Below are 23078 nucleotides of genomic sequence, written 5' to 3' on the forward strand. Positions count from 1 at the left end.
AGATATAATTTGTTGAAGGAATCTTCGCTAGATCGAAACGCAGGACGATTGAGCACGAAGACTATTTTAAGAGAGGAAAACAAGTGAAATGAAAATACATCAAATTCACGATTTTGATCTAAATGATGAATCGGATTTTATTCAAACACAACAATCCCTTATACATAAAATCAACCTATCCCCTGTCATCCATCCAGACTCCGTCAACACATGCGCAGGCGTCGACCTCGCTTATTGGGATCAGGACGGGGAACCGTACGGCGTATGCAGTATCATCGTGATTGACGCTGATACAAAAGAAGTGATTGAAAAAGTGCACAGCATGGGGAAAATCAGCGTGCCGTATGTTTCCGGTTTTCTTGCGTTTCGCGAGCTGCCGCTGATCATTGAAGCGGCCAAAAAGCTGGAGGCGGAGCCGGATGTGTTTTTGTTTGATGGCAACGGGTATCTGCATTACAATCATATGGGCGTTGCCACCCATGCGGCTTTTTTTCTGGGTAAGCCGACGATAGGGATTGCGAAAACCTATCTCAAAATCAAAGGCTGCGATTTCGAGATGCCTGAAAATGAAGTCGGCGCCTGCACCGATATTCTCATTGACGGCGAGGTATATGGCCGGGCGCTGCGTACGCGGCGGGACGTGAAGCCTATTTTCTTGTCTTGTGGACATAACATTGATTTAGAAAGCAGTTATCAGATCACAATGAAAATGATCAATCGAGAAAGCAGGCTGCCGATCCCTGTACGCTTGGCTGATCTTGAAACGCACGTTTTGCGAACATTTTATCAGAAAAATCACGTGTAACACTTGGGGCTTAAGCCACCAAGTGTTTTTTTGTATGCTTGGTGTCTGCTTTATTAAAAACCTTGTCGTCCTTGCAGATAAGATTTTTATTTGAGTGTTTTTCGCGTCAAATCGATAAAAGCCTTTAATGGCGCAGACATCCACTTGTCCTTATGCCATGCTAATTGAGTAAAAACGGGGCATTCATTCTGCCAGCTGAGTTCTTTCATCCGTCCTTCGGCAATATCGTCTTTTACTGTCATTTCAGGCAATAGTCCAATTCCAAGTCCGGCCATCACGCATTGTTTGATGGCTTCTATGCTGACGAATTCTAATTTGTTAGGGTAGACTCCGGCGTCATGTAAAGTGTTCTCAAAGAGCGTGCGGTATGAACAGCCGTCCTCTGTCAGCAGAAGGGTTTCGTTTTGAAGATCCTTCAATGTTGCTGGTGAGTCTGCTGGAAAAGGATGGTCATTGGCGGCTACCATTTTGATTTCATCCTGAATCAAAGATTCAACGTGCAGTGCGTCTTCCGTTCGGTTCACATCCAAAATGAAAGTGATATCAAGCTGGCCTTGTAAGAGCTGTTCTTTCGCTTGTTCGTTGGAAACATACGGTTTGAATATGAGCTTTACTTGAGGAAAAGCTTGTTTGAATTCTTTTATGATAGGCGGAAGGCGGTATGTGCACTGGCTTTCCGTCGCGCCGATTTTCAAGGTTCCGGTTGTTTCTCTTACTTGATTTGCGGCCATTTTTGCTTCTTCTGTTAACGCAATGATCTTCTCCGCATAGGATTTGAATGTTTTGCCGGCTTCTGTCAGGATGAGCCGCTTGCCGAGCCGTTCAAATAAAGGAGTCCCGATTTCTTCTTCAAGTGATTTGATCTGAGAGGTAACGCTTGATTGTGCATAGTTAAGCATCTTGGCGGTTAGGGTGAAGTTTACATGTTCTGCTGCGGTAATAAAGGTGATCAGCTGCTTCAATTCCATATGTTCTCGCCCTTTCTAAATCGGTTTTATCGATTGGAATAATCGAAATAATCATCTGTATTGATTGATGAATCCATTATATGATGAAGAAAATCATTTGTAAACAAAGGAGCAGATGCATCATGAAAATTGCGGTTATTCATGGCGGAATGAGGTCTGGCGGAAATACGGATATTCTTGCGGATAAAGCTGTTCAAGGATTCGATGCGGAGCACATTCATTTGCGGAAATATCGAATCCGGCCAATTGAAGATCTGCGTCACGCCCAAGGCGGCTTTCGTCCTGTTCAAGATGACTGCGATTCTATTATTGAGCGGATATTGCCGTGCGATATTCTTGTATTCGCCACCCCAATTTATTGGTTTGGCATGTCAGGGACATTAAAGATGTTTATTGATCGCTGGTCACAGACGCTGAGAGATCCGAGATTTCCTGATTTTAAACAGCAAATGTCAGCGAAGCAGGCATATGTAACAGCAGTGGGAGGAGACAATCCTAAACTAAAAGGGCTGCCGCTGATTCAGCAATTTGAACATATTTTTCATTTTATGGGGATGTCCTTTAAAGGCTATGTGCTGGGAGAAGGCAATCGTCCCGGTGATATTCTTCACGATCATCAGGCGCTGAGCGCGGCGAGCAGCTTATTGAAAAGAAGTGATGCTCTATGAAGCTGCTGCTGGTTATCTCTGGTATGTTGATTCTTGCACTCTTTTTAGCTTGGAAAGCGCCGACTTCTGTTTGGATACAGGCTGAAACCAATTCGCCTCAGGTTCAGCAATTTGTGAGAATGGCAGGCGCAACGCTGCAAGTTAAGCAAATCATCAAGAGTGATGCAGGCGAAGAAACAGTTGTCATATCAAATGGTATTTCCGGGCCAAAATAAAAAAGCACCTGTCCAGGTGCTTTTCTTTATAAATGAGGAACCACAAGACCTCCATACAAAAACGCCGCGATAATCAGGAAGGCCGGATGCATCTTGAATTTTGTCAAGGCAAGGAGGGAAATCCCCGCAATCACTATCGCTTGAACCCAGCCGATCGCTTTGATGCCGTCTGCGCCGATTTGCCAGGTAAGAATAAGCATCATGACGGCGATGACAGGCTGGACGGACAGCGTCATACCTTTGATGACAGGGGATTGGCGGAAGCGCTGAATGATGCGCAAGAGGACGATCAATGCGAGCGCCGACGGTACGACGGTGGCGATCAGCGCAATCAGGAACCCGGGCCACCCGCCTGCACTGTAGCCGACATACGCCGCGATTTTGGTTGCGATCGGGCCCGGCAATGCGTTCGCAAGTGCGAGCATATTTGAGAATTGATCGTTTGAGAGCCAGCTGTATCTGTTGACGACTTCTTCAAACATCAGCGGGATCGACGCCGGTCCGCCTCCATATCCGAGTACGTTTGCGACAAAAAACGCCATAAATACATAAATCATGATCATGAGGCCGACATTCCTTTATCTTTTGAACGTTTATTTGTGATTTTGTCCTTTAATTTAAAATGAAACGCGCCGTACGCTAAGAAAATAATAATGACAAAGCCGGGATTGATCTGCAGCGTTTGCAGGCCGATAAAAGCGATGATAAAAAACAGGATGCCCGTGACCCAGCCGAAACCTTTAAGCGCTTTTTGGCCAAACTCGTACGCCATGATGCCGAGCATGACGGCGATCACCGGTGTTACAGCGCCAATCATGCCGGCAACAATTGCTGAGTGGCTTAAGACATTGACAGCCGCAAACAAGCCCGCCATAGCAAGGCATGTAGGCAGAATGTGGGCGAGGGTTGCCACGATTGCGCCTAACGTGCCTTTCAGCTTGAAGCCCAGATACGCAGCCATTTTTGTGGCAATCGGTCCGGGAAGCGCATTAGCGATCGCTAATATTTCTCCGAATTCATCATCATCTATCCATTTGTATTTATTGACGGCTTCATGGCGAATGAGCGGGATCACCGAAGGTCCGCCCCCGAATCCGAGAATGCCCGTTCGGACCATCGCCGCCGTAATGTCCCAATAGGGATGTTTCATGGCTATATCCTCCTTACAGCTTCATGCCCGTTCTGCTTTTATACCGTTTAATCAGCATTTGGCAGTCGACGCTGACGACGCCTTTTTGCGTATAGAGCCGTTTTGTCAAAAACTCTTCCATCTCCTGATCATTTGTGAAAATGCCGTGCATATGGAGCTTGCTCGGTCCGGTCATATGATAAAGGCTTGTCACGGCCGGTTCCTTTTCAAGCTTTAATGCGGTTTCCTCCAAATACTGCGGCTCCACTTCCACATTAAAAAACACGGACACATGGCGGCCTATTTTCGCCGGGTTGATGACAGCGGTGAATTTTTCAATCACGCCGGCATCCAGTAAATGCTGAATGCGGTGCTGAACCGCCACTCGCGACAGGTTAACCCGCTTTCCTACGTCTGTATAGGAAATCCTCCCTTCCTCGTGCAAAATCGAAAGAATCTGTTTATCCGTTTCATCAAGGACAAGATTCGGTATGCTGTATTCATGTTCCAACCCGCTTCACCTTCCTTCATTTGGTAGACATTATTGTATCATGAAACGTTACGGTATGAAGGGAGAAATTTTTTATTGTTTTCGATACGTAATGACTTAGAATTATTTCTTATCGAAAAGTAAATAGTGTGTGAGATTTTCTTTCAGGAATGTGGATGGCCGCGAAGCCGCTTTTTATAATTGAGAAAATTTGTAAAGGGGCTTGCCATGAATACTTCAACCATCGGAACGAAACAAATGGTCGTCAGTCCGCATTATCTCGCTTCTCAGGCGGGGGCCGGCATTCTGGAAAAGGGCGGAAACGCGTTTGACGCGGCAGTGGCGGTCAGCGCCTGTCTGGCAGTTGTGTATCCGCATATGACGGGTCTTGGCGGGGATTCATTTTGGCTCACTTACCATAAAGAAACGGGACGAATCAAAGCTTATAATGGGAGCGGCCGTTCAGGGAAGCATGTGACGAGAGACTTGTATTGGGGCAGAGAAGCGATCCCTCTGCGCGGGACAGAAAGCGCCATTACCGTTCCGGGAATGGCGGACAGCTGGGATGCCGTGCTTTCGGCGTACGGGCGTCTTTCGCTCGCTGAGGTGCTGAAGCCAGCTCTTGATTATGCGGCAAACGGATTTCCGGTGTCCGCCGACCAGTGCGCCCACACAGAACGCAATCTCGCTCTTTTAGCCTCGATGCCTTACACCTCGGCCATTTTTACGAGAAACAAAAAAGCGCCCATGCCCGGTGAACGGTTTGTCCAAAAGGATCTGGCGGCCAGCTTGAAGCAGCTTGCCGAGAAAGGCAGAAGCGCTTTTTATGAAGGAGACCTCGCTCAACGCATCACATCCTTTCTGCAAAACAACGGCAGCCGTCTGACACTTGATGACTTTAAAGCCCACCGCGGCGAGTGGACGAACCCGGTATCCTCCGATTACCGCGGGTGTAAAATCTATCAGGCTCCGCCGAATTCACAGGGCTTTACAGGCTTAATGACGCTCAATATATTGGAAAACTATGATTTTTCTCAGATCGAACACGGTTCCTTTGACTATTATCATCTGCTGATCGAGGCGCTGAAGAAGAGTTTTCAGCACCGGGATGAAGTGCTGACTGATCCGGCATTTTCTCATATTCCGCTGGATCGGCTGCTTGATAAACGGTATGCAAAGCAGCTTGCGGAAGAAATCGGTAACGTGGCTGCGCCGGCGGTAAGCCGGCCGGTCGGAAGCGACACAGCTTATGCCGCCGTCGCCGATGCGGAAGGAAATGCCGTTTCCTTTATTCAGAGCCTCTATTTCGAGTTCGGATCTGCCGTTACAGCGGGGGAGACGGGTATTCTGCTGCAAAACCGCGGGTCATTTTTTTCGCTGGACGAATCCCATGTCAATACACTTGAACCCTGCAAGCGGACGTTCCACACTCTCATGCCGGCGATGGCCTGTAAAGAAGGAAAGCCTCACATCCTGTACGGAACCCAGGGAGGAGAAGGCCAGCCGCAAACTCAGACAGCGATGATTACGCGCATCATTGATTACAAAATGGACCCCCAGCAGGCGATCAATGAGCCGCGCTGGGTCTGGGGACGGACATGGGGAGAGGAGTATGAAGGGCTGAGGGTTGAAAGCAGAATCAGCCCTGAAACGAGAGAAGCCCTAAGGCAGAGCGGCCACCGCGTCGAGACCGTTGGTGATTTTGACGGGCTTATGGGCCATGCGGCAGCGATCATCATTGATGAAGAAGGCTTTCTCCAAGGCGGGGCCGACCCGCGCGGCGACGGAGCGGCCGCAGGAGTATAGAGCTACGCTGACTGATGAAAAAAATAAGCACGCCAAGCGCGGCAGAAAGACCCGCGTAAAACGAATCGTACACATATTGCTTTTCCTCCCGCCGATGCCGCCATTCCATTAAGCCGCTGCAGCAAAATAGCATGAAAACAACTCCCGCAAATACGTACATTTCATTGAAAAAATTCACCGCTGCGATGCCCGTAATAAGCAGTGTGATTTCGATTAATCGATGTGTGCCGTTTATCGGCTTCTGCTTTTTAACAGGCTTTGGCAAATTGAGAACTTTGACGGCAAATACTTGAAACATAAGGCTGAGCAAAATAAATACGGCTGAAAAAATCAGTAACTGAATGAAATCCATCGTCTGCCTCCTAAAAATGTGCCACTCGTTTCATACGGGTGAGGACCTTGTAAGTTTCGGCATTCTACAAGACATTAGGTTGAGTTACATGGTAAAAGACTCAAAAAGACCCCTTTCGAAAGGGGTCTTTTTGACTAGTTTCTTCTATTATAATGGTTCCTGTTTCAGGTCGGGCGGACAAGCGTATATGTCTTCCCGAGTCTGGCGTATTCATTCCCCGCGAGCCTTGCCGCAGGCTTCAGCTCATCTGTCCGTATGTAGCCTTTATCGGCGTCATATACTTGGTCATTCAAATGAAAACAAACGACTCTGCCGATGATGAGGTCTGTCGTCGTTTCTCCGCTGTCATTTTGGAACGGAAGATGGCGTTCGAGTATACATTCAAACCTGACCTTTGCTTCTTTTATACCGGGAACGCTGATGCAAGCGCTGTCTGTCACAGAAAGGTCTGTCATGCCAAGTTCACTGACATCAGGATCAAGCCTTGCCGCCGTTTTGTTAATGTCTTCAATAATGGATTCATCACTGACGTGCACCACGAATTCCCGATGAGCGAGTGCGTTTCTCGCAGTGTCTTTCTGCCGCCCGTCCGCGCGGCTGACTGAGATGGCCAGAAGCGGCGGTTCTGCGGAGACAACGTTATAGAAACTGAAGGGCGCCGCGTTTACGGCGCCGTTGATGGATGACCGCGTAGTGACAAATGCGATCGGCCGGGGAACGACTGTGCCCGAAAGCAATTTGTAAGTGTCTTTTGCGTTCAGTTCGTCTGCTCGTAAGATATGCATGATTTCGGCCGCCTTTCTTTATCGTATGACCTGATTATACAGAAAGAAAATTCGGAAACACAACAAAAGAAAACCGGCTGCATATCTTATCACGTGGCATATATCTGATTGAGGAAAAAGGCTTCCGTTTAGCCGGCAGCCTATTTACGAATGGCGTTACTTGTAGTTTTTCTTTACAACCCAGATGTTCCCGTCTTTCCAGTACTCTGTTTTGCTGCAGTAATCGTCTTTTTTGCAAGGGTCTTTTTTATGAGGACGATAAGGTTTTTTCTGCGTGCGTTTTTTCTTGCGGCGGCATGATTTTTTGTGGCTGCGAGATTTTTTGTGAGAACGGCATGATTTTTTACGGCTGCGAGATTTTTTGTGAGAGCGGGATTTTTTATGGCTGCGAGATTTTTTGTGAGAACGGGATTTTTTATGGCTGCGAGATTTTTTGTGAGAACGGGATTTTTTATGGCTGCGAGATCTTTTGTGAGAGCGGGATTTTTTATGGCTGCGAGATTTTTTGTGAGAGCGGCACGATTTTTTATGACTGCGAGATTTTTTGTGAGAGCGGCATGATTTTTTACGGCTGCGAGATTTTCTCTTCTTACTGCTTTTTGGTTCTTGGTACAAATAATCTTCCAATCCCTCGGTGCTTGCGGACTTTACTGCTTCTTCGATATCAGAATGGGAATAGTGGCCCATTTTGAAACCTCCTCATGATATATGTTTTAAGGATGCGATCCTTACTACCACATAGTACGCATGAATGAAAAAAGTGTATGTGTGATTCGCTGAGTTTTATATAAAAAGCACAGCCTAAATTAATACAGGGAGGGTTACTGATGAAAGACCAATCAACATTGCCTCTATACCAGCTGTTTATTCACCCGAAAGACTTAATGGAGCTGAAAAAAGACATTTGGGATGATGATCCGGTGCCCGCGGTGCTGAGAGTGAATCAAAAACGGCTTGACATTGATCTGGCGTACCGCGGCTCTCATATAAGAGATTTCAAGAAAAAATCGTATCACATCGCTTTTTATTCGCCGAAAACATTTCGCAGGGCAAAAGAGATACATTTAAACGCTGAATACAAAGATCCGTCGATGATGCGGAATAAGCTGTCTCTCGATTTCTTTGCGGAGCTTGGGACGCTGTCACCAAAGGCGAATTTCGTAACCCTGCAAATCAATGGCAGACATGAGGGGGTGTATCTTGAGCTGGAGTCAGTGGATGAATATTTTCTGGCGAAACGGAATTTGGCGGACGGCGCTGTTTTTTACGCGGTTGATGACGACGCCAATTTCTCCCTCGTCAGTGATCTGGAGCGGGATACGAAAACATCGCTCGAACTTGGTTATGAAAAGAAAACGGGAACGAAAGAAGACGATTTATACTTGCAGGATATGATCTATAAAATTAATACCGTGCCGAAGTCAGAGTTCAAGGGGGAGATCGTCAAACACTTGGACGCCGATAAGTATTTGCGGTGGCTTGCGGGCATCGTGTTTACCTCAAACTACGATGGATTTGTTCATAATTACGCTTTGTACCGGAATCATGAAACGGGACTTTTTGAAGTCATTCCGTGGGATTACGATGCGACGTGGGGAAGAGACATTCATGGTGATCGGATGGAGGCCGATTATGTCAGAATACAAGGGTTTAATACCTTGACTGCAAGGCTTCTGGATGAACCGTATTTCCGCAAAGCGTACAAACGGCTTTTGGAAGAGACGCTTCAGAACCGGTTTACCATTGAACATATGAAGCCGAAGGTCATGTCACTGTATGAGCAGATCAGGCCGCATGTCGCGAAGGATCCATATAAGAAAGAAGAGATTGATTGCTTTGACCGGGAGCCAGAAGTGATTTGCGAATACATTAAGGAGCGGTCCGCCTTCATCAGCAGTGAGTTAGAGCGGTGGAATATCTGATTTGGAGATGAAGAAAGATTTTTTACAAATAGGCTGGTGAATCAGTTCCCGAAAATAATCGTGATACGTATATATGCATTATGCTTTTTACATTATGAGAAAAATGACTAGGAGGACAATAGATGAAACGCAATACGAAGCGGCAGCGGTCTGATGACAACTTTTTGCATGAGATGGAAGGAAAAGTAATTACTGTCTACCGGGGAGGCCCGGAGTCCAAGACAGGGAGATTAGCAGACATTCAATCGGATTATATCGCTCTTCAGGTTGATAATAAAATCGTTTATTATCAATGGAAACATGTGAAAAGTGTGACGGAAAATACGAGTGAAACCGTATCGCCGGCCGAAGCGGCAGAATGTGAAAAAGCTGATGATTTTCAAGACCTGATCAGCCGGATGACCAATCGCACGGTGCAATTGAATCAGGGAGGTCCGGAATCGAAAAGAGGAAAGCTTCACGAAACAGGGGATGATTTTCTCGTGTTGGAAACGGAAGATGACGGAATTGTATATTTTAACGCCGACCATGTCAAAAGCATCAGCGCGGAACAAGAAGAGGACGGCCAAGAGGAGGAGCGCCCGCAATTTGAAATGGCTGATGATTTTCACGGCATATTTAAACGCCTGATCCACAAATGGGTATCCATCAACCGCGGAGGTCCTGAAGCCGTTGAAGGTATACTTGTGGATAATTCCGACGGCCACTATACTCTTGTGAAAGATAAAGAAGTGCTGCGAATCTATCCTTTTCATATCAAGAGCATCAGCGAAGGGGCAAAAGGAGCAGCTAAAAAAGAGGAGAATAAAGACGGCGAGAATAAAGGTGAGAAAGAGAGCGCCGAAGAAGAAAAGCCGCATGAAGAAGAATCACGCGAAGAGCAGCGTACTTCCTCTAAAAAGTCGAAAAGATCATCAAGATCCGTTCGATCCTCAAAACGGGAGGAAGAGAACTCTTATAGCTACGCCACTGTATTAAGGACAATAGATTATCGGTGGAAACACGGCCGTAAATGATTGGAAAGATTGTCCGTAAACGCGGGAGAGGGGGGAATGAAATGGCTGGATTAAGCAGATTTCTGGATAAACAAGTCGATATTGAGATATCGGGGAATACGACATTTTCAGGAACTCTTTTGGATATCGGTCAGGATATCATTGTGATTCATGACGGCCGGACGTTTCTTTATATTCCGCTGCTGCATCTTCAGAGGATGACATTGACGCTCCCGGACGAAGAGAATAAAGAACCGTACGCAAGAAAAAAAAGTCCGCATCCCGAAAAACAGGAACATTCCTTTTCTTACCGGAATACCCTCCAGCATATAAAAGGCAGATTCACAGAAATATTTGTTACGGGAGACCGTTCCATTCATGGGTATGTGACAAGTGTTTTAAATGATTATTTTGTTTTCTTCTCTCCGGTTTATAAGACTCTTTTCATCTCGATGCATCATTTGAAATGGCTGACACCCTATTCCGATGAGCAGACGCCGTATACGTTAAACAGTTCAGAGCTGCCGGTTGTTCCCGCTAATGTGCCCCTTGTCCGGAATTTTGAGGAGCAATTAAAAAGATATATCGGGAAGCTGATTATTCTGGATTTAGGAGATATACCGAATAAAGTGGGGCTGTTGCAGGATGTCTCAGATAATATTCTTGAACTGACCAATGCAGACGGCGATACTGTTTTTTGGAAATTGAATCATTTAAAAACCATGCACCTGCCATAAATGAAAAAACTGCCTCTCTTATACAGCAGGCAGTTTTTTTCATGGGAGCTAAAGGTAAATCCAACTGATCCAAACATATAAAACGGTAATGGTAAACACGACGGTGAGAGGGACAACGATAATGGTCGTTTTGATATATTCTGACCAAGAAACTTTTTCGCCGTGCTGTCTGATGATATGCATCCAGATCAGCGTGGCTAATGTCCCGATCGGCAGAAGCAATGATCCGATATCACTGCCGATAATATTGGCCAGATAAATGATTTTTACGGTTAATGGGTCGATGGACATTTCCGTTAATGTCAAAGTGCTGATCATTAAGGCGGGATGGTTATTGAACAAATTAGAGAGGACTGATGTAGCAATGCCCATAATAGATGCAGCGTGGGCAATACTTTGTGAGACATACGGCTCAATAGACTGAACAAGCAGCGCCGTCAGTCCGATATTATGCAGTCCGTAGATGATAATGTACATCGTGAAGGCAAAAATAAAGATATGCCAAGGCGCTTTCCTTAATAAGTCTGCCGGTCCGATTTTTAAATAAAACCATCTCCAGCCAAGCAGGATGACTGAACTGATGACAGCCACGAGCGAAACGGATATGCCGTTGTAAGAAGCTGCAAACAGACTGATCCGGACGAACAATACAAATACCAAAACACAAAACATGATGTTCGTACGGCTGTTTTGGGTCAGGTCTGGCGGAGGCTGAAGCGGATGATATCGTTTGTGTTCCAGCGAGTCAAAGTGGACCGGAATATCGGGGAGCTGTTTCGGCAAACGGCGGTAAAAAACGGCAAACAGCAGAAAGGCCATAAACACCAGTCCCAGCGTGCCGGGGATAAACATCATATTGGTGTACAAATAAAGGTCCATGCCTATCATTTTGAGAGAAATTAAATTGACGATATTACTGACGCCGATCGGGGTGCTTGCGGCCGTCGCAATTAATACGCCGCTTATTAAATACGGTGTTTTCTGATGTCTTTTAAGTCCGAGATATTGTAAGACCAATAGTAAAATAGGAGTGGTGATTAAGACGCTGCCGTCATTATTCAGAAAAAGCGTCATTGAAAAACAGAGCAGGTTGGTCAGCCAAAAAAGCCGGATGCCCGATCCCTTGGCGCGGTGAAGCAGTTTGGCCGCCGCCCAGTTAAAAAAACCGAAGCTTTCCAGCGCGATTGCCATAATCATTGTGGAGATAATGGTGATTGATGCTCCGGTGACTTTTGACCCTATATCCCCCAAATCATGAAAGGAAACGGTTCCGCATAACAAAACGAGAATGGCGCCCAGTGACGCCGGAACGGCTTCATTTAATCCCCCGGGTCTCCAAAATATAAAAATAATGGTCACAAAGAAAGAAATCAGGGTCAAAATGACGGTAATATGTGTAATGTGTTGTGCCTCCTTTTAGATGGGTCATTGCCGCCCCGTTATTTTTATCCCTCCTGATCAGTTGTACTGTATGTATACGGGTACAGGTCGTAAGGTGTACTGAGCGTTTCTACCAATTTAGTAAAAATCCATAAAAGCACAAAAAAAAGAGGCTGCTTTCGGCGGCCCTCTTTTTTATGCATTTTCCTTATCCGCCTGCAATAAAGCCTGGCGCTTATTCATAATATCCAGAAAATGTTTCAGAATCGGGTTTTGATTATCCTTGCGGTAGGCAATGACCCATTCGGCCGTGAGCTGCACCTGATTAATGCCGCGATAGGCGACTTCGAGATTAAACAGCTTTTTAGCAGAAGAAGGCACGAAGGTCACACCGATGCCGGCACTAACCAATCCGATCACCATTTGATACTCCGTCGCTTCCTGAACGATTTTCGGTTTGAAGCCCGCCTGCTCGCAGTAGTTTACAAACTCCAGGTATAAAGTCGGCCATGTTTCTTTCGACAATGTGATAATCGGTTCATTTTTTAAATCCTGAATGTCGATTGTCTGTTTAGCGGTAAGCGGGTGCTGCTTCGGCAAAGCCAGAATGCACGGACTGCTCTGCACCTTTTCCATATGTAACGCGGAATGCTGTAAAGGCGGATGAAGGATGCCGATATCAATGTTCCCCTTCAGAAGTTCTTCCTGCTGTCTGAAAGAAGAAATTTCACGCAGATCAAGCTTAACGGAGGGGAATTTTTCGCGGAATTCCCGAATGATCGGCGGCAGAAATTCATATGTGGCCGAGCCGACAAAACCGACGACAAGGCGGCCGAGCTCTCCCCGCGCCGTTCTCTGCGCCATTTCAATCGCTTTGTCTATTTCTTCGATCGCGTTTCTGCTGTGTTTTAAAAAACTTTCTCCGGCAGCTGAAAGCTCTACAACCCGTTTCGTGCGCTTTAATAAGGTCACGCCGACTTCCTTCTCAAGCTGTTTGATCTGCTGGCTGAGAGGCGGCTGTGTCATATTTAACCGAAGCGCAGCTTTGCCGAAATGAAGTTCTTCGGCAACGGCAATAAAGTATTGAAGATGGCGAAGCTCCATCCTTATCCATTCCTTTCTCTTTGTTAATTATTCGTGAAACATATTAATCATACGGCGAATTGATATTGGAGGTCAATTTCCAAAGAGTGTATAGTGAATAATATCACAAATTACTTAAAATTTTATATTTAATATGCATAATAAGGAGTGAGGGTGTTGGCAAAAGCAACAAATGAACTAAAAACCTCTGGAAAAAATCGGGGGGCGGAGCTTGTTGTTGATTGCTTAGTGGAGCAAGGTGTCACACATGTTTTTGGCATTCCGGGTGCAAAAATTGATGCAGTATTTGATGCGTTAAAAGATAAAGGACCTGAACTGGTTTTATGCCGTCACGAACAGAACGCTGCATTTATGGCTGCGGCTGTCGGAAGACTGACTGGAAAACCAGGCGTTTGTCTCGTTACTTCAGGCCCGGGGGCATCCAACTTGGCGACCGGCTTGTTAACGGCTAATACAGAAGGTGATCCGGTAGTGGCGCTGGCGGGTAATGTAATTCGCGCAGACCGGTTAAAACGGACACACCAATCATTGGACAATGCGGCGCTATTTCAGCCGATTACAAAATACAGTGTAGAAGTACAGGAAACAGGGAATATACCAGAAGCGGTAACAAACGCCTTCAGGGCAGCGTCAGCAGGTCAGGCAGGCGCGGCTTTTGTGAGCTTTCCGCAGGATGTTGTGAATGAAATCACAAATGTGAAAAACGTACGCAGCGTGCCGGCGCCGAAACAAGGCCCTGCACCGGAAGAAGCGATCAGCGCGGCTATCGCGAAAATCCAGACGGCGAAACTTCCCGTTCTGTTAGTCGGCATGAAAGGCGGAAGACCGGAGGCGGTAAAACAAATCCGCAAACTGCTTGCCAAAACAAAACTGCCTTTCGTAGAAACGTATCAAGGGGCCGGCACATTGTCCAGAGAGCTGGAAGACCAATATTTCGGCCGGATCGGACTGTTCCGCAACCAGCCGGGCGATCTTCTGCTTGAACAGGCGGATGTCGTATTAACGATCGGTTATGATCCGATTGAATACGATCCGAAGTTCTGGAACGTAAACGGTGACCGTGCTATTATCCATCTTGACGAAATCCAGGCCGATATCGATCATGCCTATCAGCCGGAATTAGAGTTATTAGGCGATATCGCCGCTACGGTTAAACAAATTGAACACGACGCTGTGACATTTGATATGGGCAGCCGTGAACAAGAAGTGCTGAGCGAATTAAAACAGATGCTCACAGACAGCGAGAAGGCGCCAAGCGACCATAAATCCGACAGAGTGCATCCTCTGCAAATCGTCCAAGAACTGCGCAATGCAATTGACGACGACGTAACCGTCACTTGCGATATCGGTTCTCACGCGATCTGGATGTCCCGCTACTTCCGCGCTTATGAGCCGCTGAAACTGTTGATCAGCAACGGCATGCAGACATTGGGCGTAGCGCTTCCTTGGGCGATTGCCGCCACATTGGTGAATCCGGGTGAAAAAGTCGTATCCGTTTCAGGAGACGGAGGATTCCTGTTCTCTGCAATGGAATTGGAAACGGCAGTCCGCTTAAAAGCGCCGATCGTTCACCTTGTATGGAATGACAGCACATATGATATGGTCGCATTCCAGCAAATGAAAAAATATAACCGTACATCATGCGTAGATTTCGGAAACATTGACATCGTAAAATATGCAGAAAGCTTCGGCGCCACCGGCTTGCGCGTTGAGTCACCGGAACAGCTGGCAGACGTGCTGCAAAAAGGCTTGAACACAGAAGGCCCTGTCATCATTGACATTCCTGTCGATTACAGTGACAATGTCCATTTATCAAGCGACATGCTTCCGAAGCAATTCAAAGAAAAAATGAAAGCAAAAGCTCTCTAGCACTCTGCGCACCATGACCTGTTTTCTAAAACAGCCCAATTTAAAAGGAGTGAAGGGAATATGAAAAACGCAAGCGACATCCATATGATGAGCCGCGGAGAAAAAGGCTCACCTGAGGATCAGATCTATCAAGTATCCACAATGACATCTCTGCTGGACGGAGTATATGACGGAGATTTTGATATGGCTGACATTCCGAAGTTCGGTGATTTCGGAATCGGCACGTTCAACAAACTGGACGGCGAATTAATCGGATTTGACGGAGAATTTTACCGTCTGCGCGGCGACGGAACGGCTACGCCTGTTAAAGGCGGAGACCTGTCACCATTCTGCTCATTCACATTTTTCACGCCGGATATGACGCATACGATCGACGGCGAAATGACCCGTGAAGAATTCGAGCAGGAAATCGCCAGCCTTCTGCCTAGTAAAAACTTATTTTATGCGATCCGTTTAGACGGCGTATTTAAAAAGGTGCAGACAAGAACGGTAGAACGCCAGGAGAAACCGTACGTTCCGATGATCGAAGCGGTGAAAACACAGCCTGTGTTCAACTTTGACGACATTCAGGGTACAATCGCCGGCTTCTGGACGCCGGGTTACGCAAACGGCATCGCTGTTTCCGGATATCACCTGCACTTCATTGATGAAGGACGCAATTCCGGCGGACACGTGTTTGACTATGTCATTAAAGATTGTAAAGTGACCATTTCTCAAAAAATGAATATGAACCTCAAGCTTCCGAATACGGCGGACTTTTTCAACGCAAATTTAGATAATCCGAATTTTGCGAAGGATATCGAAACAACCGAAGGAAGCCCGGAATAAATTAAAAAAGAAAGCCCCATTTTTCTCGGGGGCTTTCTTTTTATTTGGCTGAACCGGCAAAGATTAGGTAAAATACAGTCAAAAGGGAAAGGTGTGGTAGCTGTGAAAGTATTGGTATTAGCGGTTCATCCTGACATGGACAACTCAGCGGTCAATAAGGCGTGGACAGAAGAATTAAAAAATCATGATGAAATCACGGTCCGTGAGCTTTATAAAGAATATCCGGACGGGAAAATAGATGCGGAAAAGGAACGGCAACTGTGTGAACAGTATGACCGGATCGTATTTCAATTCCCGCTGTACTGGTACAGTGCGCCTCCGCTTTTAAAAACATGGATGGATCATGTGCTGGCGTATGGCTGGGCTTACGGCTCCAAAGGAAAGGCGCTGCACGGCAAAGAATTGCTGCTGGCTGTTTCCGTAGGTGCCGGAGAGGATGCATATCAGGCAGGCGGGTCTAACCATTTTTCACTGAGCGAGCTCTTAAGGCCGTTTCAGGCAATGGCTAATTTTACGGGTATGACCTATTTGCCGGCTTTCGCGATGTACGGGGTAAGCACCGCCGATGCTGCGGCTATCCGTGACAATGCCAAACGCCTGGCGGATTACGTAAAGAAGCCATTTTAGAGTCGTATGCATTCATCTTCATCCGACAATATTTCCTGAGAAATATTTCGAACCTTAGACGTTTCTGACTGCTCAAGAAAGAAAAAACGGATTTCGCGCTGAATTTGCGAAATCCGTTTTGATATTATGTCAGTTTTTGCAGATCTTTTGTGCTGATATATCCCGTTGCGCCCCCGTAATCGACAAGCACCCAGCCGAAGTCAATGCCGCCGCCGGCTGTCTTTTTCCATCCGAGGAAAGAAACGCTCGTGTTTTTAGCAAGGGAAGCCTTGACCGCTTGTTTGTCTGTATATACTTTTGTTTTTGCCGTCGTTTTTACGGTTGTTGCTTCTTTAACAATATAATGAGTAGATACAAATCCTGTTTTCCCGTTTTTATAATGTACTTTTGCCCAGTCAGCGTTCTGGAATGAAACGATCTTTAAGCTGTCGCCTAAATGAAGGGTATCAGCTCTCGGACTGGCTGCTGATGCTTTTGTTCTGACATTCAATGCTTCCGCGGAAACGAGATAAGAGTCAAGCGGGTAGCTGTACAGATCGTCAATTTTGACCGCTTCTTGCGCGTGTGTCTCCGGAAGAGGCGTTATTCCGGCAGCTGAAGCCGCTGATATTCCCGCTGCAAGGGTCAGAATGGATGCCGCTTTGGCTGTTTTCTTCATCTGTATCTCTCCTTTTACTTCATCCTTTCACGTTTTACCGGAAGTCTAAACATCGGCCGGTTATTTTTGTGTTTGAAGTTTCAATGGAGCGGAAATGGTTTTTTTGACTTTTTCTCCTTTGAGCACCTGCTCCGCCGCTTCGGCCGCCAGTTTTCCGATCAGCTCCGGCTGCTGGGCGACCGTGGCTGTCAGCTTTCCGTTTTTAATGGAAGAAATCGCATCTTTATTTCCGTCGAAACCGACGACCAAAATGTGTTTGCCTGAGCTGTTAATCGCTTCGAGCGCCCCGAGTGCCATTTCATCATTATGGGCGAACACGGCTTTGATATCCGGATGTCCCTGCAGAAGGTTTTCCATGACGGTCAATCCTTTTGTACGGTCAAAATCCGCCGCTTGCTTTGTTACGACATCCAGCTTTTTGTCGGCAATATGATGAAAGCCCGTTCCGCGTTCCCGTGTCGCGGATGCGCCCGGCACCCCTTGCAATTCAGCCACTTTGGCGCCTTTTCCGAGCTGATCGGCGAGGTAGTCGGCCGCCATTTCTCCTCCTTTGACATTGTCAGAGGCGACAAGCGTTTCGACTTTGCCGTGTTCGGCTGAACGATCAAGCGCAATGACGGGAATGCCGAGGGAATTTGCCGATTCGACGGCTGTTGAAATCGCTGATGAATCGGTCGGATTGATCAGCAGCGCATCGACTCCCTGCTGGATCAAATCTTCAACGTCATTTGACTGTTTAGATGAATCATTTTGAGCATCGACAATAATGACCTTCATGCCCCGTTTTTTGGCTTCCTTTACAACGCCTTCTTTTAATGAAACGAAGAACGGATTGTTCAATGTGGAGACGGAGAGCCCGATAGTGAATTCTTTTTTATGTTTTGTGTTTGACGGTTTTGCCCATTGCGGCGGTTCAAGTGAACAGGCGGACAGCAAAAACAGTGATAATACCGCGATCGTGATGATGGCTTTCTTCATAATGGTCCTCCTACTATGCCGATTTTTTGCGGTCCAGCAGCACCGCGATTAAAATGACGATTCCTTTGACGACGAGCTGATAAAAAGATGATACGCCGAGAAGGTTCAAGCCGTTGTTCAGCGTACCGATAATCAAAACCCCGATCAGCGTACCGATGATGCGCCCTCGACCGCCGGACAGGCTCGTTCCGCCGAGAACGACCGCTGCGATGGCGTCCAGCTCGTATGATTCCCCGGCCGTCGGCTGTGCGGAATTTAAGCGTGATGTCAGAATCGCTCCCGCCAGCGCCGATAATAAACCTGTCAGAGAATAGATCATGATCTTGATGCGGGGCACTTTGATTCCCGATATCAGCGCCGCTTTCTCATTGCCGCCGATGGCGTATGTCCGGCGGCCGAACGGTGTTTTGTGCAGAAGAACCCACAGGGCCGCAAATGCAATCAGCATCGTAATGGCAGGTACGGGAATGCCGAGAAAATAACCGCGCCCGAATAATTGAAATGCGTAATTTGAACCGAGCCCCGTAATCGGATTTCCGTCCGTATAGACGAGGGTCAGTCCGCGAAAGACGGTCATTGTCGCCAAAGTGGCGATGAACGGCGCCATTTTTCCTTTTGTGATTAATAATCCGTTTATCATGCCGAGTACGGCGCCGATCACGCAGCCGATGATGACGGCTAAGATCGGGTCGATGCCTGAGACCATCATACCTGCGACCAATGCGCTCGATAAGGCGAGGATGGCTCCGACAGAGAGATCAATGCCTCCCGTTAAAATGACAAACGTCATTCCGAATGCAATCAGAGCGTTAATCGCAACCTGCCGAAGAAGGTTGAGAATATTGAGGGGTTCAAGAAAACTCGGGTTTAAAACGGAAACGATCAACACAAGAATCAGTAAGCCGAGAAACGGACCGAGTTTTTGCGTAAAGGTATGAATGGAAAATCGCTTTTGTTCAGTTGATGTCATTGGTTCAGTTTTCATACTGCTGCCCTCCCGTGGCAAGTGTCATGATGTGTTCTTGTGTGGCGCCGGCCGCATTGATTTCTCCGCTGATGCGCCCTTCGTGGACGACGATGATTCTGTCACTCATGCCGAGAATTTCCGGCAGCTCGGAAGACACCATGATGATGGCGACCCCGCGATCGGTCAGTTCATTCATTAATGAATAGATTTCCCTTTTCGCGCCTACGTCGACGCCTCTTGTCGGTTCATCAAGGATGAGAACTTTCGGGCCGATTCCGATCCATTTGGCGATGACGACTTTTTGCTGATTTCCTCCTGATAAATGCCGGGCGGCGGTTTCCGGAGATGCGGTCTTAATGGTCAGACGCTTGATGAGCAGCTCAACGAACTCCGCCTCGCGTTTTCGGTCAATGATGCCTTTCGGAGAGAAGCTGGTCAGGTTCGGCAATGAGATATTTTCACGAATGGACGTATCCAGCAGCAGCCCTTCATCTTTGCGGTTCTCCGTAATCAGGCCGAGTCCCTTGCGGATGGCATCGTACGGACCCCGAATGCCGGTTTTTCGGCCGGAAATCCAGATCTCTCCGGAATCGAGCCGGTCAATTCCGAACAGCGCCCTCATGATTTCTGTCCGTCCGGCACCCATTAAGCCGGAAACGCCGAGGATTTCTCCGGCGCTCACATGGAAACTGATCTGTGAAAAGCTTCCTTTTTTTGAGGCGTTTTTCACTTCGAGCACCTTATCGCCGAGTGACGGCGTGCGAGTCGGATACCGATCGGTCAGCTCCCGCCCGACCATTTTTTTGACCACTTCATCAAAATTAGTGTCTTTAATATGCGCCGTATCGACAGTGAGGCCGTCCCGCATAATGGTGATCCGGTCGCAAATCGAAAATATCTCTTCCATTCGGTGCGAAATATAGACGATGGATACGCCGTCCCGCTTTAACGCCGTCATCACGTCAAACAGTTTGCTGATTTCCCGTTCGGTCAGCGCCGCGGTCGGTTCGTCCATAATAATGACTTCGGCGTTTGTCATCAGCGCTTTGGCAATCTCAATCATCTGCTGCTGTCCGACGGAACATTGTCCGGCTTCCCGGTCAAGAGGAAGAGAGACTCCCAGTTTTTCAAGCTGTGATTTTGCTAGCGCTTTCATTTTCTTCGTTTCTAAAACGCCGAACGCCGTCGTCAGCTCTTTGCCGATAAAAAGGTTTTCAAGCACCGTCATGTCCGGCCATATATTCAGTTCCTGATGGATAAAGGCGATTCCGTGCTTTTCGGCTTCCTTTGGATTGGAGAAGCTCATATTTGTTCCGTTTATCGTAATGTCTCCCTTGTCGAGCTGGTGGAGCCCGGTGAGCAGATTCATTAACGTCGATTTGCCCGCTCCGTTTTCTCCCATTAAAGCGTGGATTTCTCCCGGCAGAAGCTCAAATGAGACGCCGGAGAGCACTTGGTTTTTGCCGAATGCTTTATGAATGTCTGTCATGCCGATGTGCATGCTGGATCCCTTCTTTCTAGAAAATCACACCCGCCTGCAGGATGCAGTTGGCGTATGGTGTCATTTCACCCGTTCGGATGACGGCTTTTGCTTTCTGTGTGAGCCGTTTGAATTCCTCGTGGGACATGTACTCGATCGCCTGCGCTGAGAAATGGCTTTTTATGAAACTTGCATTCTCTGGATTTGCGTCTTTGATCTCGGAAGCGGCTATCACCTTTTCGACTGCCATCTCCCCGGCTACCAGGCTGGTCACGTCCCGAAAGGCGGGAACGCCCGCCGTTAAGGACAAATCAATTTTAGGGATACCGTCAGGGACGGGGAGACCCGCATCGCCGATTGCGATGAGGTCTGTATGCCCGAGATCGGCCAATACTTTGGCAATGTGGCTGTTTAACATTCCGTGTTTTTTCATGAGAGCAGCTCCTCAACTTCTTTTCTGGCCGGCATCCCGCCTTGGGCGCCGAAGTGCTGCACGGACAGGGAGGCGGCGCGGTTGGCAAACAAGAGCGCTTGCTCGATGTCCCGACCTTCCGCGAGTGCGACGGCAAGTGCCGCATTAAAGGTATCGCCGGCTCCCGTCGTGTCGACCGCTTCTGCAGGGAAGGCGGGAACAAGCCGTTCCGCGGTGCCGTCTGAGTAGCGCACGCCTTGTTTTCCTTCGGTAATGAACAGTTTGCCGGGATAGCCGGCGAGCGCTTCTTCTTTCGTCTGGTCAGGAAATAAAATGGATGCTTCATGTTCGTTCGGCGTAAGATATGCGGCATCCTCAATCGTCGATTGTTTCAGCGGCCGGGCCGGCGCGGGATTCAGGATAACCGGAATTTGCTGCACGCGGCAGTAGCTGCACACTTCTTCAACGGTTTCTTCAGGAATCTCCTGCTGGATCAGCACGATATCAATGCCGGGAAGTTTTGCCAGCGCACTTTTGGCATAATCGGGGGAGATGTCATCGTTTGCGCCTTTTACGACGACGATGCTGTTGTCTCCTTCTGCGAGCACAATATGAGCCGTTCCGCTTTTTTTGTGTGTAACCGTTTCCATATAGTCCGTATTGACACCGTTTGCCTTCAGGTTTTCAATAATCGCTTTTCCGTAACTGTCATTGCCTGCTTTTCCTACCATATATACGTTTGCGCCCAGGCGGGAAGCGGCTACAGCCTGATTTGCGCCTTTTCCTCCGGGCACGGTTTGAAAGTCTGTGCCCAGTACGGTTTCTCCGGCTTTCGGACGCCGTTCAGATGTGACGACCAGATCCATAGAACAGCTTCCGATAACACAAATTTCACTCATGGTGATCATCCTTTCTCGTCGTTTGTCTTCTTATGTAAGTCACGGGCATTTGAATGGCCGTCTCTTTCGGCGGCTCTTTCTTTATCAATTGCAGCAGCAGGTTTGCCGCTTGTTTTCCCATCTCATATGCAGGCTGGCGGATGGTTGAAAGAGGCGGAAACAAAAGCCTGCTCTGCGGAATATCGTCGTATCCGATGATCTGAATCTCCTCCGGAACTTTTTTGCCGAGCCGCAGCGCCTCATGGAGAACAGCAGCCGCCGCAATGTCGTTGCTGGCAATGACTCCGTCGGTTTCCGGGTATGCTGCAAACAATTCTTCTGCTAAAATGGCGGCATCCTTGATGGAAAATGAAGCGGCGGAGATGACATTGAACGGCGCGCCCGCTTTTTGCAGCACGTTAAGTGCGCCGTTAAAACGTTCCTGAGCGGTTGGAAGGTGGGCTGGGCCTTTGACAAGCGTGATGCTTGTGCTTTTGCCGCGAAGCATTTCCTCAGCCGCCCGTTTTCCGCCTGCCCGTCCGTCACTGAATACGGATGGGGCGCCTTCTTTTGTCCGGTCCAGAAATACGACCGGGTAAAGGCTGCCGCTGTATTCGGGAAGGTCGGGATAATGGGTGGCCGCCAAAATACCGGCAACTTGATTTTGTTTAAATGTTTGCAGGTAGTCGAGTTCTTTTTCCAATTCTTCATCGCTGTTGCCGATGATCAGCCGGTATCCTTCCCGCTGCAACTCGTCTTCAGCGCCGCGGGCAAGCTGAGGGAAAAAGGGATTCGTAATATCCGGAAGCAAAAGCCCGACCAGTCTGGATTCTCTTTTATAAAGAGAGCGGGCAACTTCATTAGGATAATAATTCAGCTTCTCCATGGCAAGCATGACCTTCGTTCGTGTATCTTCATGCACGTAGCCGTTGTCATTGAGGACACGCGAAACCGTGGCAACAGAGACGCCGGCAGCGCCTGCGACATCTTTAATCGTTGCCAACAAACACTCCTCCTTCATTTAT

General features: G+C 47.7%; 25 protein-coding genes and 1 pseudogene. 10 read left to right on the top strand and 16 right to left on the bottom strand.

Annotation, left to right across the window (positions count from 1 at the left end; genetic code table 11):
- The first annotated feature begins 88 nt into the window (after window positions 1-88).
- On the top strand, window positions 89-805 hold the full coding sequence (locus SB724_RS10985) for an endonuclease V (RefSeq protein WP_410571097.1): 717 nt from the start codon (window positions 89-91) through the stop codon (window positions 803-805).
- Between the two features lie 86 nt (window positions 806-891).
- On the opposite strand, the gene SB724_RS10990 is transcribed toward SB724_RS10985, so the two are convergent.
- Window positions 892-1773: a LysR family transcriptional regulator gene (locus SB724_RS10990; RefSeq protein WP_410571099.1), complete on the bottom strand. Its 882-nt coding sequence runs from the start codon at window positions 1771-1773 to the stop codon at window positions 892-894.
- Window positions 1774-1895: 122 nt separating this feature from the next.
- On the opposite strand from SB724_RS10990, the gene SB724_RS10995 reads away from it, so the two are divergent.
- Together SB724_RS10995 and SB724_RS11000 are read left to right on the top strand one after the other, a co-directional pair.
- Window positions 1896-2441: a flavodoxin family protein gene (locus SB724_RS10995; protein ID WP_410571101.1), complete on the top strand. Its 546-nt coding sequence runs from the start codon at window positions 1896-1898 to the stop codon at window positions 2439-2441.
- On the top strand, window positions 2438-2656 hold the full coding sequence (locus tag SB724_RS11000) for a hypothetical protein (protein WP_017418770.1): 219 nt from the start codon (window positions 2438-2440) through the stop codon (window positions 2654-2656). Before SB724_RS10995 ends, SB724_RS11000 begins: the two co-directional genes overlap by 4 nt.
- Before the next feature lie 26 nt (window positions 2657-2682).
- Here the strand turns inward: SB724_RS11000 and chrA are convergent, their stop codons facing one another.
- The 3 genes from chrA to chrS are packed head-to-tail and all read right to left on the bottom strand — an operon-like array spanning window position 2683 to window position 4296.
- Window positions 2683-3219 carry a chromate resistance efflux protein ChrA gene (chrA, locus tag SB724_RS11005; RefSeq protein WP_015418373.1) on the bottom strand — a complete coding sequence of 179 codons (537 nt, stop codon included), beginning with the start codon at window positions 3217-3219 and terminating at the stop codon, window positions 2683-2685.
- The gene (gene chrB, locus SB724_RS11010) at window positions 3216-3806 is read right to left on the bottom strand and encodes a chromate efflux transporter subunit ChrB (protein WP_040238790.1); all 591 of its coding nucleotides are present in this window, start codon (window positions 3804-3806) and stop codon (window positions 3216-3218) included. Before chrB ends, chrA begins: the two co-directional genes overlap by 4 nt.
- A 13-nt stretch (window positions 3807-3819) precedes the next feature.
- Complete coding sequence (gene chrS, locus SB724_RS11015) at window positions 3820-4296, bottom strand: chromate efflux transcriptional regulator ChrS (protein ID WP_410571104.1); 477 nt, start codon at window positions 4294-4296, stop codon at window positions 3820-3822.
- Between the two features lie 207 nt (window positions 4297-4503).
- Here chrS and ggt point away from each other — a divergent pair, with 207 nt between their 5' ends.
- Window positions 4504-6081 (top strand): gamma-glutamyltransferase, encoded by a 1578-nt coding sequence (ggt, locus tag SB724_RS11020; RefSeq protein WP_410571106.1) that lies wholly within the window; start codon window positions 4504-4506, stop codon window positions 6079-6081.
- Between the two features lie 10 nt (window positions 6082-6091).
- On the opposite strand, the pseudogene SB724_RS11025 reads toward ggt, so the two are convergent.
- From SB724_RS11025 to SB724_RS11035, 3 genes and pseudogenes are all read right to left on the bottom strand, one after another.
- A pseudogene (locus SB724_RS11025) lies at window positions 6092-6433 on the bottom strand (DUF4181 domain-containing protein); the annotation flags it as partial.
- Between the two features lie 164 nt (window positions 6434-6597).
- Window positions 6598-7218 carry a flavin reductase family protein gene (locus tag SB724_RS11030; protein WP_012118614.1) on the bottom strand — a complete coding sequence of 207 codons (621 nt, stop codon included), beginning with the start codon at window positions 7216-7218 and terminating at the stop codon, window positions 6598-6600.
- A gap of 156 nt (window positions 7219-7374) precedes the next feature.
- Complete coding sequence (locus SB724_RS11035; protein WP_265972767.1) at window positions 7375-7905, bottom strand: CotG/ExsB N-terminal domain-containing protein; 531 nt, start codon at window positions 7903-7905, stop codon at window positions 7375-7377.
- A 140-nt stretch (window positions 7906-8045) separates the two neighbouring features.
- Between SB724_RS11035 and SB724_RS11040 the strand changes: the two genes are divergently transcribed.
- From SB724_RS11040 to SB724_RS11050, 3 genes are all read left to right on the top strand, one after another.
- Window positions 8046-9140, top strand: a complete 1095-nt coding sequence (locus tag SB724_RS11040; protein ID WP_265972768.1) for a CotH kinase family protein — start codon at window positions 8046-8048, stop codon at window positions 9138-9140.
- 122 nt (window positions 9141-9262) lie between these two features.
- Window positions 9263-10156: a spore coat protein gene (locus SB724_RS11045; protein WP_410571109.1), complete on the top strand. Its 894-nt coding sequence runs from the start codon at window positions 9263-9265 to the stop codon at window positions 10154-10156.
- Between the two features lie 41 nt (window positions 10157-10197).
- Window positions 10198-10872 (top strand): hypothetical protein, encoded by a 675-nt coding sequence (locus tag SB724_RS11050; protein WP_007407530.1) that lies wholly within the window; start codon window positions 10198-10200, stop codon window positions 10870-10872.
- Window positions 10873-10920: 48 nt separating this feature from the next.
- Here the strand turns inward: SB724_RS11050 and SB724_RS11055 are convergent, their stop codons facing one another.
- The gene (locus tag SB724_RS11055; protein ID WP_007614225.1) at window positions 10921-12252 is read right to left on the bottom strand and encodes an arsenic transporter; all 1332 of its coding nucleotides are present in this window, start codon (window positions 12250-12252) and stop codon (window positions 10921-10923) included.
- Window positions 12253-12447: 195 nt separating this feature from the next.
- Window positions 12448-13356 carry an acetoin biosynthesis transcriptional regulator AlsR gene (gene alsR, locus SB724_RS11060; protein WP_007407528.1) on the bottom strand — a complete coding sequence of 303 codons (909 nt, stop codon included), beginning with the start codon at window positions 13354-13356 and terminating at the stop codon, window positions 12448-12450.
- A 156-nt stretch (window positions 13357-13512) separates the two neighbouring features.
- Between alsR and alsS the strand changes: the two genes are divergently transcribed.
- The 3 genes from alsS to SB724_RS11075 all read left to right on the top strand — a co-directional run bounded on the left by alsS (window position 13513) and on the right by SB724_RS11075 (window position 16680).
- Entirely contained in the window at window positions 13513-15225 is a 1713-nt protein-coding gene (alsS, locus tag SB724_RS11065) for an acetolactate synthase AlsS (protein WP_410571112.1), read from the top strand.
- 60 nt (window positions 15226-15285) lie between these two features.
- Complete coding sequence (budA, locus tag SB724_RS11070; protein ID WP_003151318.1) at window positions 15286-16053, top strand: acetolactate decarboxylase; 768 nt, start codon at window positions 15286-15288, stop codon at window positions 16051-16053.
- Window positions 16054-16155: 102 nt separating this feature from the next.
- Window positions 16156-16680, top strand: coding sequence for an NAD(P)H-dependent oxidoreductase (locus SB724_RS11075; RefSeq protein WP_044801947.1), 525 nt, complete (start codon window positions 16156-16158; stop codon window positions 16678-16680).
- A gap of 124 nt (window positions 16681-16804) precedes the next feature.
- On the opposite strand, the gene SB724_RS11080 is transcribed toward SB724_RS11075, so the two are convergent.
- The 7 genes from SB724_RS11080 to SB724_RS11110 are packed head-to-tail and all read right to left on the bottom strand — an operon-like array spanning window position 16805 to window position 23056.
- Window positions 16805-17338 carry an SH3 domain-containing protein gene (locus tag SB724_RS11080; RefSeq protein ID WP_007614212.1) on the bottom strand — a complete coding sequence of 178 codons (534 nt, stop codon included), beginning with the start codon at window positions 17336-17338 and terminating at the stop codon, window positions 16805-16807.
- Window positions 17339-17398: 60 nt separating this feature from the next.
- Window positions 17399-18316, bottom strand: a complete 918-nt coding sequence (rbsB, locus tag SB724_RS11085; protein ID WP_088461763.1) for a ribose ABC transporter substrate-binding protein RbsB — start codon at window positions 18314-18316, stop codon at window positions 17399-17401.
- 13 nt (window positions 18317-18329) lie between these two features.
- The gene (gene rbsC / locus SB724_RS11090) at window positions 18330-19301 is read right to left on the bottom strand and encodes a ribose ABC transporter permease RbsC (RefSeq protein WP_012118605.1); all 972 of its coding nucleotides are present in this window, start codon (window positions 19299-19301) and stop codon (window positions 18330-18332) included.
- On the bottom strand, window positions 19291-20784 hold the full coding sequence (locus SB724_RS11095; RefSeq protein ID WP_410571115.1) for a sugar ABC transporter ATP-binding protein: 1494 nt from the start codon (window positions 20782-20784) through the stop codon (window positions 19291-19293). Before SB724_RS11095 ends, rbsC begins: the two co-directional genes overlap by 11 nt.
- A gap of 16 nt (window positions 20785-20800) precedes the next feature.
- A complete protein-coding gene (gene rbsD, locus SB724_RS11100) occupies window positions 20801-21196 on the bottom strand; it encodes a D-ribose pyranase (RefSeq protein ID WP_410571117.1) in 396 nt (131 codons plus the stop codon).
- The gene (gene rbsK / locus SB724_RS11105) at window positions 21193-22074 is read right to left on the bottom strand and encodes a ribokinase (protein ID WP_410571119.1); all 882 of its coding nucleotides are present in this window, start codon (window positions 22072-22074) and stop codon (window positions 21193-21195) included. The genes rbsD and rbsK overlap by 4 nt, the downstream gene beginning before the upstream one ends.
- The gene (locus SB724_RS11110) at window positions 22067-23056 is read right to left on the bottom strand and encodes a LacI family DNA-binding transcriptional regulator (RefSeq protein ID WP_265972778.1); all 990 of its coding nucleotides are present in this window, start codon (window positions 23054-23056) and stop codon (window positions 22067-22069) included. The genes rbsK and SB724_RS11110 overlap by 8 nt, the downstream gene beginning before the upstream one ends.
- Window positions 23057-23078: the final 22 nt, after the last annotated feature.

This window comes from Bacillus sp. SIMBA_031, assembly GCF_046535225.1.
GTDB lineage: Bacteria > Bacillota > Bacilli > Bacillales > Bacillaceae > Bacillus > Bacillus velezensis.

Coding starts and splice junctions, on each gene's coding strand:
- SB724_RS10985 (WP_410571097.1), top strand. CDS start 89: ATGAAAATACATCAAATTCACGATTTTGATCTAAATGATGAATCGGAT.
- SB724_RS10990 (WP_410571099.1), bottom strand. CDS start 1,773: ATGGAATTGAAGCAGCTGATCACCTTTATTACCGCAGCAGAACATGTA.
- SB724_RS10995 (WP_410571101.1), top strand. CDS start 1,896: ATGAAAATTGCGGTTATTCATGGCGGAATGAGGTCTGGCGGAAATACG.
- SB724_RS11000 (WP_017418770.1), top strand. CDS start 2,438: ATGAAGCTGCTGCTGGTTATCTCTGGTATGTTGATTCTTGCACTCTTT.
- chrA (WP_015418373.1), bottom strand. CDS start 3,219: ATGATCATGATTTATGTATTTATGGCGTTTTTTGTCGCAAACGTACTC.
- chrB (WP_040238790.1), bottom strand. CDS start 3,806: ATGAAACATCCCTATTGGGACATTACGGCGGCGATGGTCCGAACGGGC.
- ggt (WP_410571106.1), top strand. CDS start 4,504: ATGAATACTTCAACCATCGGAACGAAACAAATGGTCGTCAGTCCGCAT.
- SB724_RS11030 (WP_012118614.1), bottom strand. CDS start 7,218: ATGCATATCTTACGAGCAGACGAACTGAACGCAAAAGACACTTACAAA.
- SB724_RS11035 (WP_265972767.1), bottom strand. CDS start 7,905: ATGGGCCACTATTCCCATTCTGATATCGAAGAAGCAGTAAAGTCCGCA.
- SB724_RS11040 (WP_265972768.1), top strand. CDS start 8,046: ATGAAAGACCAATCAACATTGCCTCTATACCAGCTGTTTATTCACCCG.
- SB724_RS11045 (WP_410571109.1), top strand. CDS start 9,263: ATGAAACGCAATACGAAGCGGCAGCGGTCTGATGACAACTTTTTGCAT.
- SB724_RS11050 (WP_007407530.1), top strand. CDS start 10,198: ATGGCTGGATTAAGCAGATTTCTGGATAAACAAGTCGATATTGAGATA.
- alsR (WP_007407528.1), bottom strand. CDS start 13,356: ATGGAGCTTCGCCATCTTCAATACTTTATTGCCGTTGCCGAAGAACTT.
- budA (WP_003151318.1), top strand. CDS start 15,286: ATGAAAAACGCAAGCGACATCCATATGATGAGCCGCGGAGAAAAAGGC.
- SB724_RS11080 (WP_007614212.1), bottom strand. CDS start 17,338: ATGAAGAAAACAGCCAAAGCGGCATCCATTCTGACCCTTGCAGCGGGA.
- rbsB (WP_088461763.1), bottom strand. CDS start 18,316: ATGAAGAAAGCCATCATCACGATCGCGGTATTATCACTGTTTTTGCTG.
- rbsC (WP_012118605.1), bottom strand. CDS start 19,301: ATGAAAACTGAACCAATGACATCAACTGAACAAAAGCGATTTTCCATT.
- SB724_RS11095 (WP_410571115.1), bottom strand. CDS start 20,784: ATGCACATCGGCATGACAGACATTCATAAAGCATTCGGCAAAAACCAA.
- rbsD (WP_410571117.1), bottom strand. CDS start 21,196: ATGAAAAAACACGGAATGTTAAACAGCCACATTGCCAAAGTATTGGCC.
- rbsK (WP_410571119.1), bottom strand. CDS start 22,074: ATGAGTGAAATTTGTGTTATCGGAAGCTGTTCTATGGATCTGGTCGTC.